This window comes from Actinomadura sp. NPDC000929 (assembly GCF_040492065.1).
Classification (GTDB): Bacteria; Actinomycetota; Actinomycetes; order Streptosporangiales; family Streptosporangiaceae; genus Spirillospora; species Spirillospora verrucosospora.
This window is the reverse complement of record NZ_JBEUPA010000011.1, coordinates 14,358-30,081: the sequence shown is the minus strand read 5'-3', so window position 1 is coordinate 30,081 and position 15,724 is coordinate 14,358. Positions and strand designations below refer to the sequence as shown.

At 73.2% G+C, this 15,724-nt stretch carries 16 protein-coding genes; 10 read left to right on the top strand and 6 right to left on the bottom strand.

What is annotated here, in order from left to right; genetic code table 11:
- Nucleotides 1-94 precede the first annotated feature (94 nt).
- A complete protein-coding gene (locus tag ABWI04_RS06555) occupies nucleotides 95-385 on the top strand; it encodes a mycoredoxin (RefSeq protein ID WP_345184466.1) in 291 nt (96 codons plus the stop codon).
- A gap of 53 nt (nucleotides 386-438) precedes the next feature.
- Here the strand turns inward: ABWI04_RS06555 and nudC are convergent, their stop codons facing one another.
- On the bottom strand, nucleotides 439-1,371 hold the full coding sequence (gene nudC, locus ABWI04_RS06550) for an NAD(+) diphosphatase (RefSeq protein WP_345184469.1): 933 nt from the start codon (nucleotides 1,369-1,371) through the stop codon (nucleotides 439-441).
- Between the two features lie 20 nt (nucleotides 1,372-1,391).
- Entirely contained in the window at nucleotides 1,392-2,783 is a 1,392-nt protein-coding gene (locus ABWI04_RS06545; protein ID WP_502913122.1) for a dipeptidase, read from the bottom strand.
- Nucleotides 2,784-2,914: 131 nt separating this feature from the next.
- Here ABWI04_RS06545 and ABWI04_RS06540 point away from each other — a divergent pair, with 131 nt between their 5' ends.
- Nucleotides 2,915-3,208 carry a DUF4031 domain-containing protein gene (locus ABWI04_RS06540; protein ID WP_353831758.1) on the top strand — a complete coding sequence of 98 codons (294 nt, stop codon included), beginning with the start codon at nucleotides 2,915-2,917 and terminating at the stop codon, nucleotides 3,206-3,208.
- On the opposite strand, the gene ABWI04_RS06535 is transcribed toward ABWI04_RS06540, so the two are convergent.
- Entirely contained in the window at nucleotides 3,205-3,813 is a 609-nt protein-coding gene (locus ABWI04_RS06535) for an HD domain-containing protein (RefSeq protein ID WP_345184475.1), read from the bottom strand. The two genes, ABWI04_RS06540 and ABWI04_RS06535, sit on opposite strands and share 4 nt — an antisense overlap.
- A 136-nt stretch (nucleotides 3,814-3,949) precedes the next feature.
- Between ABWI04_RS06535 and ABWI04_RS06530 the strand changes: the two genes are divergently transcribed.
- Genes ABWI04_RS06530 through ABWI04_RS06515 form a run of 4 tightly spaced genes read left to right on the top strand, consistent with a single transcriptional unit; the run spans nucleotide 3,950 to nucleotide 9,370 of the window.
- Nucleotides 3,950-5,110, top strand: coding sequence for an ATP-grasp domain-containing protein (locus ABWI04_RS06530; protein WP_353831757.1), 1,161 nt, complete (start codon nucleotides 3,950-3,952; stop codon nucleotides 5,108-5,110).
- On the top strand, nucleotides 5,107-6,690 hold the full coding sequence (locus ABWI04_RS06525; RefSeq protein WP_353831756.1) for an IucA/IucC family protein: 1,584 nt from the start codon (nucleotides 5,107-5,109) through the stop codon (nucleotides 6,688-6,690). Before ABWI04_RS06530 ends, ABWI04_RS06525 begins: the two co-directional genes overlap by 4 nt.
- Nucleotides 6,681-8,291: an IucA/IucC family protein gene (locus ABWI04_RS06520; protein WP_353831755.1), complete on the top strand. Its 1,611-nt coding sequence runs from the start codon at nucleotides 6,681-6,683 to the stop codon at nucleotides 8,289-8,291. Before ABWI04_RS06525 ends, ABWI04_RS06520 begins: the two co-directional genes overlap by 10 nt.
- A complete protein-coding gene (locus ABWI04_RS06515; RefSeq protein ID WP_353831754.1) occupies nucleotides 8,288-9,370 on the top strand; it encodes an alanine racemase in 1,083 nt (360 codons plus the stop codon). The genes ABWI04_RS06520 and ABWI04_RS06515 overlap by 4 nt, the downstream gene beginning before the upstream one ends.
- Nucleotides 9,371-9,382: 12 nt before the next feature.
- Here ABWI04_RS06515 and ABWI04_RS06510 read toward each other — a convergent pair whose 3' ends face one another.
- Nucleotides 9,383-10,021 (bottom strand): DinB family protein, encoded by a 639-nt coding sequence (locus ABWI04_RS06510; protein WP_345184486.1) that lies wholly within the window; start codon nucleotides 10,019-10,021, stop codon nucleotides 9,383-9,385.
- Nucleotides 10,022-10,047: 26 nt separating this feature from the next.
- Nucleotides 10,048-10,899 (bottom strand): PhzF family phenazine biosynthesis protein, encoded by an 852-nt coding sequence (locus tag ABWI04_RS06505; protein ID WP_353831753.1) that lies wholly within the window; start codon nucleotides 10,897-10,899, stop codon nucleotides 10,048-10,050.
- A gap of 71 nt (nucleotides 10,900-10,970) precedes the next feature.
- On the opposite strand from ABWI04_RS06505, the gene ABWI04_RS06500 reads away from it, so the two are divergent.
- Nucleotides 10,971-11,885, top strand: a complete 915-nt coding sequence (locus ABWI04_RS06500) for a LysR family transcriptional regulator (protein ID WP_353831752.1) — start codon at nucleotides 10,971-10,973, stop codon at nucleotides 11,883-11,885.
- Here the strand turns inward: ABWI04_RS06500 and ABWI04_RS06495 are convergent.
- Nucleotides 11,882-12,454 carry a CGNR zinc finger domain-containing protein gene (locus ABWI04_RS06495; RefSeq protein WP_353831751.1) on the bottom strand — a complete coding sequence of 191 codons (573 nt, stop codon included), beginning with the start codon at nucleotides 12,452-12,454 and terminating at the stop codon, nucleotides 11,882-11,884. The two genes, ABWI04_RS06500 and ABWI04_RS06495, sit on opposite strands and share 4 nt — an antisense overlap.
- A 120-nt stretch (nucleotides 12,455-12,574) precedes the next feature.
- Here ABWI04_RS06495 and ABWI04_RS06490 point away from each other — a divergent pair, with 120 nt between their 5' ends.
- The 3 genes from ABWI04_RS06490 (at nucleotide 12,575) to ABWI04_RS06480 (ending at nucleotide 15,686) form a co-directional block, all read left to right on the top strand.
- Nucleotides 12,575-13,036, top strand: coding sequence for a VOC family protein (locus ABWI04_RS06490; protein WP_353831750.1), 462 nt, complete (start codon nucleotides 12,575-12,577; stop codon nucleotides 13,034-13,036).
- 28 nt (nucleotides 13,037-13,064) lie between these two features.
- Nucleotides 13,065-13,982 carry a pyridoxamine 5'-phosphate oxidase family protein gene (locus ABWI04_RS06485; RefSeq protein ID WP_353831749.1) on the top strand — a complete coding sequence of 306 codons (918 nt, stop codon included), beginning with the start codon at nucleotides 13,065-13,067 and terminating at the stop codon, nucleotides 13,980-13,982.
- 108 nt (nucleotides 13,983-14,090) lie between these two features.
- On the top strand, nucleotides 14,091-15,686 hold the full coding sequence (locus ABWI04_RS06480; protein ID WP_353831748.1) for an AMP-binding protein: 1,596 nt from the start codon (nucleotides 14,091-14,093) through the stop codon (nucleotides 15,684-15,686).
- The last annotated feature ends 38 nt before the right edge of the window (nucleotides 15,687-15,724 follow it).

Here is a 15,724-nt window from a genome sequence, read left to right as displayed (position 1 = left end):
GCCATCCCGCCGCCTGTGGACGGCGCGGAATGCGAAACGGCTGTCTACTGTTCTTCCGGAGGTACACCCCCGAGCGCAAGGAGACGCGGAAGCGATGGCGACGCCGACGACCGACCGGGCCAAGGGCGCGGCCGGCCAGCTCACCATGTACACGACGTCCTGGTGCGGTTTCTGCCGGCGGCTGAAGAGCCAGCTGGCCCGCGACGGCATCCATATGGTGGAGATCGACATCGAGCGCGACCCCGAGGCCGCGGAGTTCGTGATGAGCGTGAACGGCGGGAACCAGACGGTCCCGACCCTGGTGTTCCCCGACGGCACGGCCGCGACCAACCCCAGCGCCAAGGAGGTCAAGCGCCGCCTCGCGCAGATCGCCGACGCGGGCTGAGACCCACGAGAAAGGCCCGCCGACCGGACGGTCGGCGGGCCTTTCGCACGCCCCTAGAACGGCGGCATCTTGGGAAGCTCGCCGCCGTACCAGCGCATGATGATCTGGGCGGCGATGGACAGCGGGCCCGGCGCGACGATCTCGCCCGCGTCGATCGCCGCGCGCAGCTCCTCGCGCGTGTACCAGGCGGCGTCCAGGATCTCCTCGGGGTCGGGGCGCAGCGGGAGGTCCCCGTCCGTCTTCGCGGTGAACCCGAGCATGAGGCTCCGCGGGAGCGGCCACGGCTGGCTGCCGAGGTAGCGGACGTCCCGGACGGGCAGCCCGACCTCCTCCTGCACCTCCCGCGCGACGGCCTGTTCGAGGGACTCGCCCGGTTCGACGAACCCGGCGAGGATCGAGCGGCGGTCGGCGGGCCACTGCGGGCCGCGGGCCAGCAGCACGCGGTCGGCCTCGTCCGTCACCAGCATGATGACGGCGGGGTCGACGCGGGGGAAGTGCTGCGAGCCGTCCTCGGGGCAGACGCGCACGTGCCCGGCGGACGCCACGCGCGTCTCCGCGCCGCACCGCGGGCAGAACCGGTGGGTCGCGTGCCAGTGCTCCAGGGCGACGGCGTGGGTGAGCAGGCCGGAGTCCTGGTCGCCGAGAAGGGCGCCGACGCGGCGGAGCCCGGCCGGCTCCGCCCCCTCGATGACGGGCAGCGGGCCGCTCACCCCGAAGTGGGCGACGCCGTCGCCGTCGACGCCGAGGAGCCACCGGTCGCCGTCCGGCGCCTGGTCCGGCGGGACGAGGACGAGCGCGGGGACGGGCTCGAAGGCGACCGGCGACCGGCCGTCCTCGATGACCAGGACGCGCGTCCTGGGGTCGGCCCACGCCTCGTCCAGCCAGGCCTCGTCGCGCCGGTTCAGCGCGACGCGGTCGAGCGTGCCGCGCGCGAGCGCGAGCCACTCCAGCGGGGCGTGCGGACTGTCCGTCGGGGCGTCGGTCATCGTGCTCCTCTCCTGCGTGTTCAGCGCAGCGCGGCCGCGAGTTCTTCCCACAGGTAGGCGGCGGTCTCGGCGCCCTTGAGCAGCAGGGGGATCTCGACCTTCTCGTTGGGGGCGTGGATGCGGTCGCCGTCCAGCCCGACCGCGACGAAGATCAGCGGCGCGTCAAGGATGTCGGCGATGTCGGCCTCGGGGCCGCTGCCGCCCTCGCGGGTGAACAGCACCTCGGTGCCGAACGCCCGCTCCATGGCGCGCCGGGCGGCCTTCACGCCGGGCGAGTCGATCGGCGAGAAGCAGGGCCGGACGCCGCCGCCGGACACGCGGACCTCGGCCTCGACGCCGGGCGGCGCCTGCTCGGCGACCCACGCCTCGAAGCACTCCTGGATCTTGCGGGGGTCCTGCCCGGCGGCGAGCCGGAACGAGATCTTGGCGTGCGCCTCGCGGGGGACGATCGTCTTGCCGCCCGGACCGGTGTGCCCGCCCCACATGCCGTTGATCTCGGCGGTCGGCCGCGCCCAGACGCGTTCGAGGGTGGTGTAGCCCTTCTCGCCGTAAGCGGCGCGGCTGTTCCCGGCGGTGCGCAGCCACTCGGCCTCGTCGAACGGCAGCTTGGCGAACAGCTCCCGCTCCTCGTCGCTGAGCGGGACGACGTCGTCGTAGAAGCCGGGGACGGCGACGCGGCCGTCGTCGTCGTGCAGGGCGGCGAGCAGCGAGACCATCGCGTGGAGCGGGTTGGGGACGGCGCCGCCGAACGAGCCGGAGTGCAGGTCGCCGTCCGGGCCCCGCAGCGTGACCTCGGCCTCGGCGAGGCCGCGCATGCCGGTGCACATGGACGGCACGTCCGCCGCCCACATCGTGGTGTCGCTGATGACGACGGCGTCGCAGGCGAGCCGGTCGCGGTGGGTGCGCAGCAGCTCGGCGAAGTGCACCGAGCCGGACTCCTCCTCGCCCTCGACCAGCAGCTTGACGGTGACGGGCGGGGCCTGCCGCCCGGACGCGGCGAGCGCCGCGCGGATGCCGAGGGTGTGGAAGAAGACCTGGCCCTTGTCGTCGGAGGCGCCGCGCCCGACGAGCCGGTCGCCCCTCTCCACGGGCTTGAACGGGTCGGTCTCCCATTCCTCCAGCGGCTCGACCGGCTGGACGTCGTGGTGCCCGTAGACGACGACCGCGGGAGCCTCCGGGTCCTCGGCGGGCCATTCGGCGAACACCGCCGGCAGGCCGGGGGTCTCCCAGACCTCGACGGTGGGGAAGCCCTGCCCTCGCAGGTACTCGGCGAGCCATCCGGCGGAGGTGCGCACATCCTCGGCGTGCGCCGGGTCCCCGGAGATGGACGGGATCGCCAGCCACTCCTTGAGGTCGGCGACGAACCGGTCGCGGTCCGCCTGGATGTAGGCGACTACATCGTTCACCTGCATGCCCCTTCGCATGTCGTAATGTCGGGCTGAGTTACCTCTGTCCGGGGTCTCCGGACGTCCCGACCCCTCGGGTTCCCCGAGACTGGAGAATCACAGTAGGGGATCCCCTTGCCTCGATCGCGGGAGTGGCCTTGATCCTCATCGACCCGCCGCTGTGGCCCGCGCGGGGCCGCGTGTGGTCGCACATGGTCAGCGACGTGTCCTACGAGGAACTGCACGTCTTCGCCGCCGAACTGGGCATGCCGCCGCGGGCGTTCGAGCGCGACCACTACGACGTCCCGTCGGAGCTGTACGAGGCGGCGCTGCTCCAGGGCGCCGAAGCGGTGGGCTGCCAGGAGCTGCTCCTGCGGCTGACCGAGGCGGGCCTGCGCCGCCGCAAGGCGTCCCGGCCCCGGCCGGTGCCGGACGGCCGGCTCGGCGTCTAGGCGTTGAGGAGGAGGAGTTCGGTCCGCATGTTGCCGCGGGCGCGCTCCTCGAAGCGCTCGCGCGCGGCGGGCGTGTGGAAGAGCCGGGGCAGGGCCAGGAGGCCGTTGAGGACCTCGGCCCGTCCGGCGCGGAAGAACTCGTCGGGGACGAACGCGTACTCCTCGCGGACGGCCGCCGCGTAGGCCGCGTACTGCTCGGGCTCCGCGCCGAGGACGGCGAGGTCGGCGTCGCAGAGCACCTGCCCGTCCCGGTCGTCCTCCTCCGGGGCGTGCGTGGCGGTCAGCTCGACGAGGCGGACGACCCGCGCGACGACCGCCTCCGGGAGGTCGGTGTCGGCGAGCATGCGCGCGGCCAGGCGGGCGCTGCGCTCCTCGTTGTCGGCGCGCTCGGGGTCGTAGACGGCGTCGTGGAACCAGGCGGCGATCCGGACGGCGTCGGGGTCCTCGGCGTGCCCGGCCAGCTCGTCCACGAGATCGAGCACCGCGGCGAGGTGCGCGCGGGTGTGGTAGCGGCGGTGCGGCTCCCCGTAGCGCTGGTCGAGCTCGGTCCCGATGTGCCGGGTGTGGGGCCCCGCCAGCGCCACCCACCGGTCGACAAGATCCATGGGCCCATCCTGGCGGATCGCGGGACGGGCCGGGACACGCGGTGCCATCGTTCTTGCGTGCGGAGGGCGCCCCGGCCACTATGGTTGATCACTGCGAGTTAGGCAAGGCTTACCTCACTCACTGGAAGGGCCGGTCGTGGCCGCCTCTCTCTACCTGGTCGCCGGCAAGGCGACCGACTCGGTGACGCACGGGTTCCTGCCCGCCGCCGCGCGCCTGGGCCTCGACGTCACGCTCCTCACCGACCGTCCCGCCGACCACGACGCCGGCGTGCCGGTGGTCGAGTGCGACGTCTCCGACTTCCGCGACATCATCGCGCGCGTCGAGGACACCACCGCGCGCGGCGGGGGCCGGCCCGCCGCCGTGTTCTCCAACAGCGACTTCCTGCAGGCGCCCGCCGCCTTGGCCGCCGCGTACTTCGGCCTGCCCGCCAAGGACTGGCGGGCGGCGACCCGCGCGAAGAACAAGGCGCTCATGCGGCGGCACCTGGCGTCCCTCGACCCGGTCTTCTCGGCGGACGCGGGCCGGGTCCCGGCGGACGCGCCGTATCCGCTCGTCGTCAAGCCGCGCGAGGGCGTGGCGAGCGAGGACGTGTTCCTCGTCCACGACGCCGTGGAACTGGCCGCCCGGGTGGAGGAGATCAGGGCCCGCCGCGGCGATCCGCTCGTGGCCGAGGAGTACCTGCCGGGCCGTCTCCACACGCTGGAGACGCTGGGCGACGGGCGGGAACTGCGGGTGCTGGGCTCGTTCCGCACGACGCTCTCGCCGCCGCCGTTCTTCGTGGAGGAACGGCTTGAGTGGGCGCCCCCTCCCCCGGAGACCGGGGAGGTCCTGCGGCAGCTGGAGGCGCTGGGGGTCGGCTTCGGGGCGTGCCACACCGAGTTCGTCGTCCATGAGGGGCGCGCCCGCGTCATCGAGGTGAACTACCGGCTGATCGGCGACCACTGCGACTTCCTGCTGGCCGATCTGCTGGATGCGCCCCTCTTCGAGCAGATCCTGCGGGTCCATCTCGGGGCGGCCCTTCCGGGGCGGTGGGTCCCCCGTCCGCGCCATGCCGTCGCCGAGCCGGTCATCGCCGATCGCTGCGGCACGCTCACCGCGGCTCCCGGCCCCCTGCGGTTCGAGGACGGCCCGGTGCGGCTGGCGTACCGTCCTCAGCGCGCGGTGGGCGACACGGTCTCCCTCACCCGGACCAACCGCGACTACCTCGGCACCGTGCGCGCCATCGGTCCCGGACCGGACGAAGTGAACGCCGCCCTGGCGCGGTTCCGCGCGACCCACGACTGGACGATCGCGTGACGGGCGACGATGGCGAGGGCCCGCTCGCGGCCCGCGTTCTGGACGCGTTGCTGAGGGAGGACTACGCGGGCCTGAGGCGATTCGTCCGGGGCCACGCGTTGGAGCTTCCGGGCCGTACAGTGCGTCTTCTGGAGGCCCGGCCCGCCTTCCTCTCGGAACTCGTCGTGGATCCTGGGCAGGGCCTGAGGCTGAACGACGTCTTCCATGCCGTTCGCCTGGTCTCCGACCCGCGTGACGACACGGCGTCCTTCGAGCGCGAGTGCCTTGAGGCCCTGGCGACCATCAAGCTGCACGACGACGCGCGTCCGGCCGTCCACAGGCGGCTGGGCCGCCTCCCTGCCGAGCTGCGCAAGGGCCCCGGCACGTTCTACGAGACGCTGGCGGCCTACAACGACCACCCCGTGCATCCGACGGGCCGGAGCCGTTCCGGACTCTCCCTGGGCGAACTGAGCCGCTACGCACCCGAGTTCGCGCCGTCGTTCCCGCTGCGCTGGGCGGCCGTGCCGAACGCGACGCTGGCCGGGACGCTCCCCGCATGGTGGCCCAGGCCGTCCGACGTCGGCCTGCGCTTGGACGACGCGGCCGGAGCGCTGTTTCCCGTCCATCCGCTGGCGGCGCGGCAGGTGCGCTCCCGGCCCGGCGTTTCCCTCGCGCCCGAGCCGTACTTGCACGTCACGCCCACCTTGTCGATGCGGACGGTCGCCGCGGCACCGCTCGACCACGTGAAGATGCCGCTGCCGACGAGCACCCTCGGGCTGCGCAACCGGCGCACCATCATGCCCGGCACCCTCCCGGACGGCGCGCTCGTCGAGCGGATTCTGCGCCAGGTACTTCTGCAGGAGCCGTCGCTTGCCGTGCTCCTCGCCGACGAACAGACCTACGGCCACGCCGACGACCCGCTTCTCGGCTATCTCGTGCGCCGTTTCCCGTCCGAGACCGCGCGCGCACACATCGTCCCTGTCGCTGCCCTGCTCGCCGAGGCACCGGACCGCGGTCACGTCATCGAGCGCTGGGACGTCGAGGAACTGTTCGGCGCCTACCTGTCGGCACTGCTCTCCTGGAACGTCACGCTGTTCCGGTACGGCATAGCGCTGGAGGCGCATCAGCAGAACGTGGCGCTCGTCCTGGACGAGTCTCCGCTGCGCCTCCTCATCAAGGACAACGACGGTGCGCTCATCGACCCGTCCCGCCTCCGCGAGCGCGTCACGCCCACCCCTGACACGGACCCTCGCGACCTCGTCGACCACCGGATGACGACGTCCGACCCTGAGGCGCTCGCCCGCGTCTTCGTCACCATCACCCTGCATCTGTGCGCCGCGGCGCCCGCGCTGGGCCTGGCCGAGCGCGGCCTGCTCCCCTGGCGGGCCGGGCGCCGGATGATCCGCGAACGGCTCGACGCGGCCCTCGGGCCCGAGGACGCGTTCCTGCGCGCCCGCACGCTCGACGCCGGCACGCTGCCCGGCAAGGCCATGGTCACCGCCGGGACCCTCGTCGACAAGGCGAGGACGGGCGCGGCCGACATCAACAAGCACTACGGCCCGCCGGGGCCCAACTACCTACTGGACACGACGTGCTGCTGACAGAACCGGCCGTCACGGCCGACGACGCGACCGCGACCGCCCTGCTCAACTGCCTGATCCGGGAGGTGTGCGGGCCGGAGCAGCAGGTCTGGCCGGACGGCGCCCGCCTGGTGTTCCGACTGCCCCGCGCGGGGGTCGTGCTGCGTGCGGGACTGGCGCGCCCTCCGGTCGGGGCGACCTACCGCCTGGCGCCGCCCTACGAGGAGCGCCGCGAGGACGACTGGATACCCACCGCCTGGGGCAGGCTGGCGAACCTGGTCGCGGGCGAGCTGGAACTGGCGACCGGCTCCCCTAACGCGGAGTTCCTCGTCCAGGTGGATGACAGCCACACCGCGCTCACCGCGATCCTCGCCGCCAGGGGCGAGTCCGCTGAGGACCGCTCCATCGACTACATCGGGTCAGAGCAGTCCCTTGTCGCGGGGCACCGTTTCCACCCGTCCCCCAAGGCCCGCCAAGGGTCGCCGGAGGAGTGGCTGGCCTACGCGCCTGAGGCGAGGGCTCGATTCCGTCCGCTGTGGCTGGCCGTTGCTGCGGAACTCGTCGCCGAGGAGGGGGCCGCGGAGGCGTTCGCGGCTTTGGAGGCGCACGGCCCCTCGGCGCCGCCCGGACGTCGGCTGCTTCCCGTTCACCCGTGGCAGTTCTCCTTGCTGGCGGACAATCCCGTCTTGCAGAAGGCTTTGGCGAACGGCTCTCTGGTCAATCTCGGTCCATCCGGCATGGAGGCGGTGCCCACCTCGTCCGTCCGGACCGCGTACCTGCCGGACGCCGACGTGTTCTGCAAGTTCAGCCTCGACGTGCGCATCACCAACTGCGTCCGTAAGAACGCCTGGTACGAGCTGACCGGGGCGATGACGCTCGACGAAGTGCTGCCGCCCATCCTGGAGAAGCTGAACGCCACGTTTCTCAGAGAACCCGCCTACCGCAGCGTGGCCCTCCCTGACCGACGCCTGTACGAGGGCCTAGGGGTGATCCTGCGGCAGGGCGTCAGATCCCTTCCCGGCACGCCTCTCCTTGCGGGAGCCCTGGCCGATCCCTATAACGCGGTCCTCGCCGGGTTGCCCGCCCTCTCGTCTCTGGAGGGCGCCCAAGCTTGGTGGGACGCGTACGTAGCCCATGTGGCACCGCCTGTCCTGGGCACCTATCTGGACCACGGCGTCGTCCTGGAACCTCATCTGCAGAACGTCCTCGTCTGCGTCGGCGCCGACGGGATGCCGGTCCATGCCGTCTTCCGCGACATGGAGGGCACCAAACTGACCGCCGGCCAGTGGGATCTGTCGCATCTCCCCTCCCGCGTGGCCGAGGGGCTCACCTACTCCCCCGACGAGGGCTGGAACCGTGTCGTCTACTGCCTCCTCGTCAACCACCTCACCGAGATAGCCGCCGCCGTGGCCGACCTCCACCCGCCCTTGGACGAGACCCTCTGGCGCACCGCGCGCAAGCACTTCGCCGCCTATGACCGCCACCCGCAGGTGAGGGCTCTTCTCGCCGGTGTGCCGCTGCCCGCCAAGGCCAACCTCCGCACCCGCTGGTCGCGGACGGCCGACCGCGGCGCGGCCTACGTCCCCGTCCCCAACCCGCTCGCCGCGTCCCGACCGCTGTGAACGACCTCGCGCTCGGCCTCGACCGGTACCCCGCCTACGTCTATGACCTTCCCGGCCTCGAAGCCCACGTCCGCGGCATCCGTGCCGCGCTGCACGGCACGGAGGTCTTCTACGCCGTCAAAGCCAACCCGGACGCCGAGATCCTCCGGACTCTCGCGCCCCACGTCGACGGCCTGGAGGTGTCGTCCGGCGGCGAACTCGCCCACGTCCGGGAGACCCTCCCCGGCAAGCCCGTGGCTTTCGGCGGCCCAGGGAAGACCGCTGACGAACTGGAGTCCGCACGCACGCTGAAGGCCGACCGGATCCACGTGGAAAGCCCTAACGAATTGGTCCGCCTCGCCGGTATGGGGCCCGCCGACGTCCTGCTCCGCGCGAATCTGCCCGTGAACGTGCCGGACGCCGCCCTCACCATGAGCGGCCCTTTCGGCATGGACGAGGACGCCTTCGACCATTGCGCCCGCCTTTTGACCGAGCACCCGCACCTCACGCTTCGAGGCGTCCACGCCCATCTGGCATCCGGCCTGGACGCTCCGGTGATGCTCGAACTGGCCCACCGGATAGCGGAATGGGCGATCCCCTGGCTCCGTTCCCGAGGAGTGGACGACCCCGAATTGAACGTCGGCGGCGGAATGGCGGTGGACTACACCTCCCCGGAGGCCCGCTTCGACTGGCAGACCTACGGGGCAGGCCTAAGGCACATTCCAGCGAAAGTCCGCATAGAGCCGGGACGGGCGATGACCGCCTACCACGGCTGGTACGTCACCGACGTCCTGGACGTGAAGACCACGCGCGGAGAGACCTACGCCATTCTCAGAGGCGGCACCCACCACCTGCGGACTCCCGTGACGAAGGGCCACGATCAGCCTTTCGAGGTTCTGACCGCGAACGGCCCGGAGCGCCCGGCGACCCTGGTCGGCCAGCTCTGCACCCCGAAGGACGTGTTCGCACGCGACGTCCTCGTGCCGCCCCTCGCGCCAGGCGACGTCATCGCCTTCGCCATGGCCGGCGCCTACGCCTGGAACATCTCCCACCACGACTTTCTGATGCACCCCAAGCCGGCCTTCCACTACCGGCGCTGAGCGAGACGGCCGTCAGCCGCGGGGGCTTCCGTACCAGCGCCAGGACGTCACGCGCGGGTGGCCGGGCAGGTCCCCGCGACCGGTGGCCCACAGCAGCGTCGACCAGGGGTCGGTGTCCTGCGGCGCGCCGGGGAACAGGCGTCCCAGCACGCGGGCGCACAGGTCGGCGGGCGGCTCCCACGACAGCCCCAAGCCGTCCGCGAGGTCGTGCATGTGGACGAGGGTCTCGACGATCCCCATCGCGGCGAACCCCTCGGCGTCCGATGCGCCGAAGGTGTGGTGCGCGCGGACGTCCGGAGGCGTGCGGCGGACCACGGCGGACAGCATCCCGCCGCACGCGTCCAGCACCTGCAACAGCCCCGCGGGCCCGGCGCTCCTGTCGGCGTGGACGGCGTTGGCCGGCCCGCCGGGACGCCGGCTCTCCCAGACGAACGGCACCTCGCCGTCCGCCGGCGGCGTCCTCGGCGCGATCTGGGCGGCGTAGGCGAACAGGTCGTCACTGAGGTGCTCGACGGTCTCCCAGCAGCTCCATTCGAGCGACCCGGCCTTCCCGTCCCAGGCCTCCGGCGGCGCCTCCCGCAGAGCGGCGACGGCCAACTGGACGGCGAGGTCGAGATCGTCTGCGGTCACGGCAGCGGTCGAGTTCGGCATGGCCCGACGCTACTGGACGCCGCCGGTCAGCCCATCGGCGCGGCGGTGCCGCTCACGCCGACGCCCGCGTCCCCCGGGGGGACGTCCACCAGCAGCCGGCTGGGACGGCCCATGTCCTCCCCCTGGTTGACGGTGATCTCGGCGGGGGCGGAGACGAGGCCCAGCGAGCGCAGGTACCCGCCGAAGGCCGCCGCGGCGGCGCCGGTCGCCGGGTCTTCCACGACCCCGCCGGGCGGGAACGGGTCGCGCGCGTGGAAGACCGTCTCGCTCTCCCGCCAGACGAGGTGGACGGTCGTCCAGCCGCGGCGCGCCATGAGCTCGCCGAGGGCTTCCCAGTCGTAGTCGAGGTCGGCGAGCCGCGCGCGCGTGGACGCCGCCAGGACCAGGTGGTCGTTGCCCGCGTTGGCGATGCGCGGCGGCAGTTGCGGGTCGAGTTCCCCGGCCTCCCAGCGCAGCGCGGCCAGCGCGGCGGCGAGATCGGCCTCCTCCACGGCCCGGACGGTGGGCGGAACGCTCGTGAGGGTGGCGAGGACGCGGCCGCCCGCCTCCCTCGTCTCGACCCCGATCTCGCCGGCCGGGGTCCTCAGCCTCACGGTCCCCGTCCCCTGGCGCTCGGCCAGCGCGACGGCGGTCGCGATCGTGGCGTGCCCGCAGAAGGCGACCTCGGCCAGCGGGCTGAAGTAGCGGATCGCGAACCGGCCGGGCGCGCCGCCCTCGTCCACGAGGAAGGCCGTCTCGGAGAACCCGACCTCGGCCGCGATCTCCTGCATGCGCGCGTCGTCCAGGCCCCGGGCGTCCAGGACGACCCCGGCGGGGTTGCCGCCCTCGCCGTCCACGTCGAATGCGGTGTAGCGGAGTACTTGTGCGCTGTCGCTCATGCGGGCAGTCTGCTCCAAGGACTAGCATCGCGTCCAACGATGGTTATTGATCGAGCACATCGGGAAACTCGATGGACACGCGCCTTCTCACCACCTTCCTGGCCGTCCTGCGCACCGGCGGGATGACCGCCGCCGCGGCGGAGCTCGGCTTCGTGCAGTCCACGGTCACCGCGCACGTCCAGGCGCTGGAGCGCCTCGCCGGGACGCCGCTGCTCGACCGCCGCCCCGGCGGCGTCTCCCCCACCCGCGCCGGTTCGCTGCTCGCCGAGCACGCCCGGGGCGTCCTCGACCTCCAGGAGCGCATGCTCGCCGAGGTCGGCGCCGCCGCCACCGAGCCGTCCGGCCCGGTGCGGGTCCGGGCGCCGGAGTCCGTGTGCGCCTACTGGCTCGCGCCCCTCCTGCCCCGGTTGCGGGCGCGGCTCCCGGACGTGACCCTGTCGCTGTTCCCCGCCGACACGCGGACCGCTCTCACCGCCCTCGCCGACCGCCGCGCCGACCTCGCGCTCGTCCTCGACCCCTCGCCGGACCCGTCCGGGGCGGACCTCGTCGACCTAGGCGCCCGGCCCCTGTCTCTCGTCGGGGCGGCGGCCACGGTCCTCCCCCAGGACCGGCCCCCCACCCCGGCGGAGCTGGCCGCGACCGGCGTCCTGCTCCTGGAGGAAGGCTGCTCCTACAGCGACGAGCTCGCCGCCCTCGTCAAGGCCGCCGACCCCGCGGCGGACCCGCCCCGCTTCGGCGGCGTCGAGACGGCGAAGCGCTGCGCGGCGGCGGGCCTCGGCGTCACGCTGCTGCCCACGGTCACGGTCGCCGACGAACTCGCCGCCGGCGCGCTCGTCGAGCTGCCCCTGCCCGCCGGCCTGTCCCGGCACCACCTCTGGCTCGCCGAACCGGCCTCCCGCTGGCGCTCCCCCGCCGTCCACGCCGTGCGCACCGCCCTGATCGACTCGATCAGGCCGGGCACGCCCGCTCCACCGCCGCGCGCCTAACGTCCGGTCTTCGCGCGCTCGTAGTGCCGGGCGGCCTTGGCCCGGTTCCCGCAGACCGCCATGGAGCACCAGCGCCGGGTGCCGTTCTTGGTCGTGTCGTGGAAGTGGAGCACGCAGCTGGGATGCGCGCAGGGCTTGATCCGCTCGGGACTGTCGGCCATGAGGCGCAGGTAGTCGGCGGCGGCCGACCAGGACGGCAGCCAGGCCGGGTCGTCGGTCCGCGGATGGCTCTCCGGGCCGTCGGGCCCGAGCCGGTGATGCAGCGCGCCGCGTTCCAGGACGCCGTTGAGCGCGGCCACCGCCTGCGGGGACGGGCCCTCGTCCACGAGCGTCAGAAGGATGTCGCGGGTCTGAACGGCGGCGTCGAGCGCCGCCCGGGTGGCCGCCGCGCGTCCGTCCAGCCCGGCCGACCGCAGCCAGACGGCGAGGCCGTCGGTGGAGTCGAGCAGGTCGCGCCGGACGCCGTCCTCGACCCACCGGGTGTTGAGCAGGTCGAGACAGAGCGGCTCCCCGACCAGCGGACGAGGGTCCGCGGCGTCCCGCCTGGCGGTTCCGTCTTCCGGCTGCACACCTCGATTCTACCCGCCTATCCCGCCTTAGCCGGTTGACGCCACGCCTCTAACCTCTTATCTTCAGTTTGCCAGTTAGATCGAGACCGGGCGCGACGGCCCGGGTTTGCGAGGTGTGTCATGGAGACGGTCGCCATCAAGTCCCTGCAGACGGGGCACGTGGGGCTGAACGTGAACGACCTGGATCGGTCCTTGCCCTTCTACCTGCGCGTCTTCGGACTCCAGGTGCAGGCCCGGGGCGACGAGCCTGGCCGCCGCTGGGCCTTCCTCGGCCGGGACGGGCGGCTGGTGCTGACCCTGTGGGAGCAGAGCGACACCGTCTTCGCGACCCGCTCGGCGGGCCTGCACCACCTGTCCTTCCAGGTCGAGACGATCGAGGAGGTCGGGGCCGCCGAGCAGGTGCTGCGCGACCTGGACGCCGCGTTCGCCCACGACGGCGTCGTCCCGCACGGCGAGGGCGCCTCCTCCGGAGGCGTCTTCTTCACCGACCCCGACGGGACCCGCCTGGAGATCTACGCGCCCTCCGGCGCCGACACCGCACCCGCGCCCAGCGGAGCGGCCCCCACCTGCGGATTCTTCTGACCGACCGGCACGTCGAAAGGAGGCCGCCGTGGCGGCCGACGTTTACCACCGAGGCGAACGAGCCGCCCAGCGGCGCGCCGGGCTGCTGGACCAGGGCGCGTTCTCCTCCCGCGCCGTCCGCGCGGAGGTCCCCGAGGTCGCGCGCGGGTTCCTGCTCCAGCAGCCGATGCTGGTCCTGGGCGCCGCCGACGACCGGGAACGCATGTGGGCCACCCTGCTCACCGGGCGGCCCGGCTTCCTGCACGCCGAGGACGACCGCACCCTCGCGATCGACGCCCGTCCCGCGCCCGGCGACCCGCTGCACGACCGGCTCACCGAACCGGCCCCGGTCGGCATGCTGGCCGTCGAACCGGCCCGGCACCGCCGGATGCGGATGAACGGCCGAGCCGTCCCGACCGCGCGCGGCCTGCGCGTCGATCTCGACCAGGTGTACTCCAACTGCCCCAAGTACATCCAGAAGCGGCAGCCCCGCTGGGAGCAGGCCACGCCGTCCGCGCCGCGCCGGTCGCGCGCCCTGACCGGCGACCAGCAGCGGTGGATCACCGGCGCCGACACCTTCTTCATCGCCACCGCCGGCCCCGACGGCCACGCCGACGCCTCCCACCGCGGCGGCGCTCCCGGCTTCGTGCACGCGCCGTCGCCGACCGTGCTGCGCTGGCCGGACTACGCCGGCAACGCCATGTTCAACACGCTCGGCAACCTGGAGGTCCGGCCCCGGGCCGGACTGCTCTTCTGCGACTGGCGCACCGGCGGCGTCCTCCAGCTCACCGGCACCGCCCGCACCGACTGGGACCCCGCGCGCGCAGCCGCGGTGCCGGGCGCCGAACGGCTGGTCGAGTTCACCGTCACCGACGTCGTCGAGACGGCCGGAGCGTCACCGCTGCGGTGGAGCGACCCCGTCCCGTCCCGCTTCAACCCGCCCGCGGCCCTGGATCTCCCCTCCTGACCGACGTCGCCCTGCGGCACACTCGACGTTGGCCATCGCTAGAAGAGGCCTTTGCTCGGCCGAGAGCCGGGTATGCGGGGAGCGAAGCCGGGTCATCGGAGGAGTGACGTGCTGTTGCTTGAGCGGGTGCGGGGTGCTGCGGAGGCGGGAGTCAAGGCGGCTCGGGCGGTGCGGGACGCCGGGTTGGTGCGGCCCGTCCGGCCTGATCGGGCCGCGCGGCTGCTGTTCCCGTACGCGCGGTACGGGCCCGTCCCCGCGACGCTCGGCGCGATGGCCGCGCTGCGGTTCCCCGACCGGACGGCCCTCATCGACGAGCGCGGGGCGCTGACCTACGCGGAGCTCGAACGGCGGGCCGCGTCGCTCGCCACGGCGCTCGCCGGCCGTGCGGGCGACGGGAAGATCGGGATCCTGTGCCGCAATCACCGGGGGTTCGTCGAGACGGTTCTCGCGGCGACGCGGCTCGGCAACGACGTCGTGCTGCTGAACACCGACTTCTCCGGCAGGCAACTGGGCCAGGTCGTCGAACGCGAGGAGATCGAACTCCTCGTCCATGACGAGGAGTTCGGGCCGGCCGTCGAGGAGTCGGGGTTCGGCGGGGAACGGGTCGTCGCCTGGGCCGACGGCGGCGGGGCGCTCGACTCGCTCGTCGCGGAGACCGCTCCCGAGCCCGTCAAGCCCGAGCGGGCGAGCCGGGTGGTCCTGATGACGTCCGGGACGACCGGCACGCCCAAGGGGGCGCGGCACGACCTGTCCGCCTCGTCGCTGCTGCCCGCGGCCCTGAGCCACCTGATGCGCGTCCCCGTCCGGTCGGGCGCGCCGATCGTCATCGGGCCCCCGCTCTTCCACCTGCTCGGCTTCGCCTACACCACGGTCGGGCTCGCCATGGGGATGCCGCTCGTCCTGTCCCGCCGCTTCGAGCCCCGGCAGGTGCTGGAGACGATCGCGGACTGCCGGGCGGAGGCGCTCGTGGCGGTGCCGGTGATGCTCCAGCGGATCCTGGACGTGCGGGACGCGCCGCCGACCCCGGCGCTGCGGGCGGTCGTCTGCGGCGGGGCGGCGCTGCACCCGCACCTGTCCGAGGCGTTCATGGACGCGTTCGGCGACGTGCTCGTCAACGTGTACGGCGCGACCGAGACCGGGTGGGCCACGATCGCCACGCCCGAGGACCTGCGGGCCGCGCCCGGCACGGTCGGCAGGCCGTCCTTCCGGCTCACGATCAAGGTGCTCGGGGAGGACGGGCGGGAGCTGCCCGCCGGCGAGACCGGGGAGGTCTACACCGGCGGCGGCCTGCGGTTCGCCGGGTACACGGGGGGCGGCGGCAGGCGGACGCGGGACGGCCTGACCGGCACCGGCGACCTCGGGCACTTCGACGCGGCGGGACGGCTGTTCATCGACGGCCGCGCCGACGACATGATCGTCTCGGGTGGGGAGAACGTGTTCCCCGCCGAGGTGGAGGACCTCCTCGGCGGCCACCCGGACGTCGCGGAGGCGTCGGTGACCGGGGTGGACGACGAGAGGTTCGGGCAGCGGCTCGCCGCGCACGTCGTCAGGACCGAGGGGGCGTCGGTCACCGAGGACGAGCTCAAGGAGTACGTGCGCGCGCACCTGGCCCGGTACAAGGTCCCGCGCGACATCCGGTTCGTCCGGGAACTGCCCCGCACCAGCACAGGCAAGGTCAAGCGGCCGGCCGCCGGCGACCGATGAGGGAAACGCCCGGGCCCAGGGCCGCGAGGTCCCGGGCG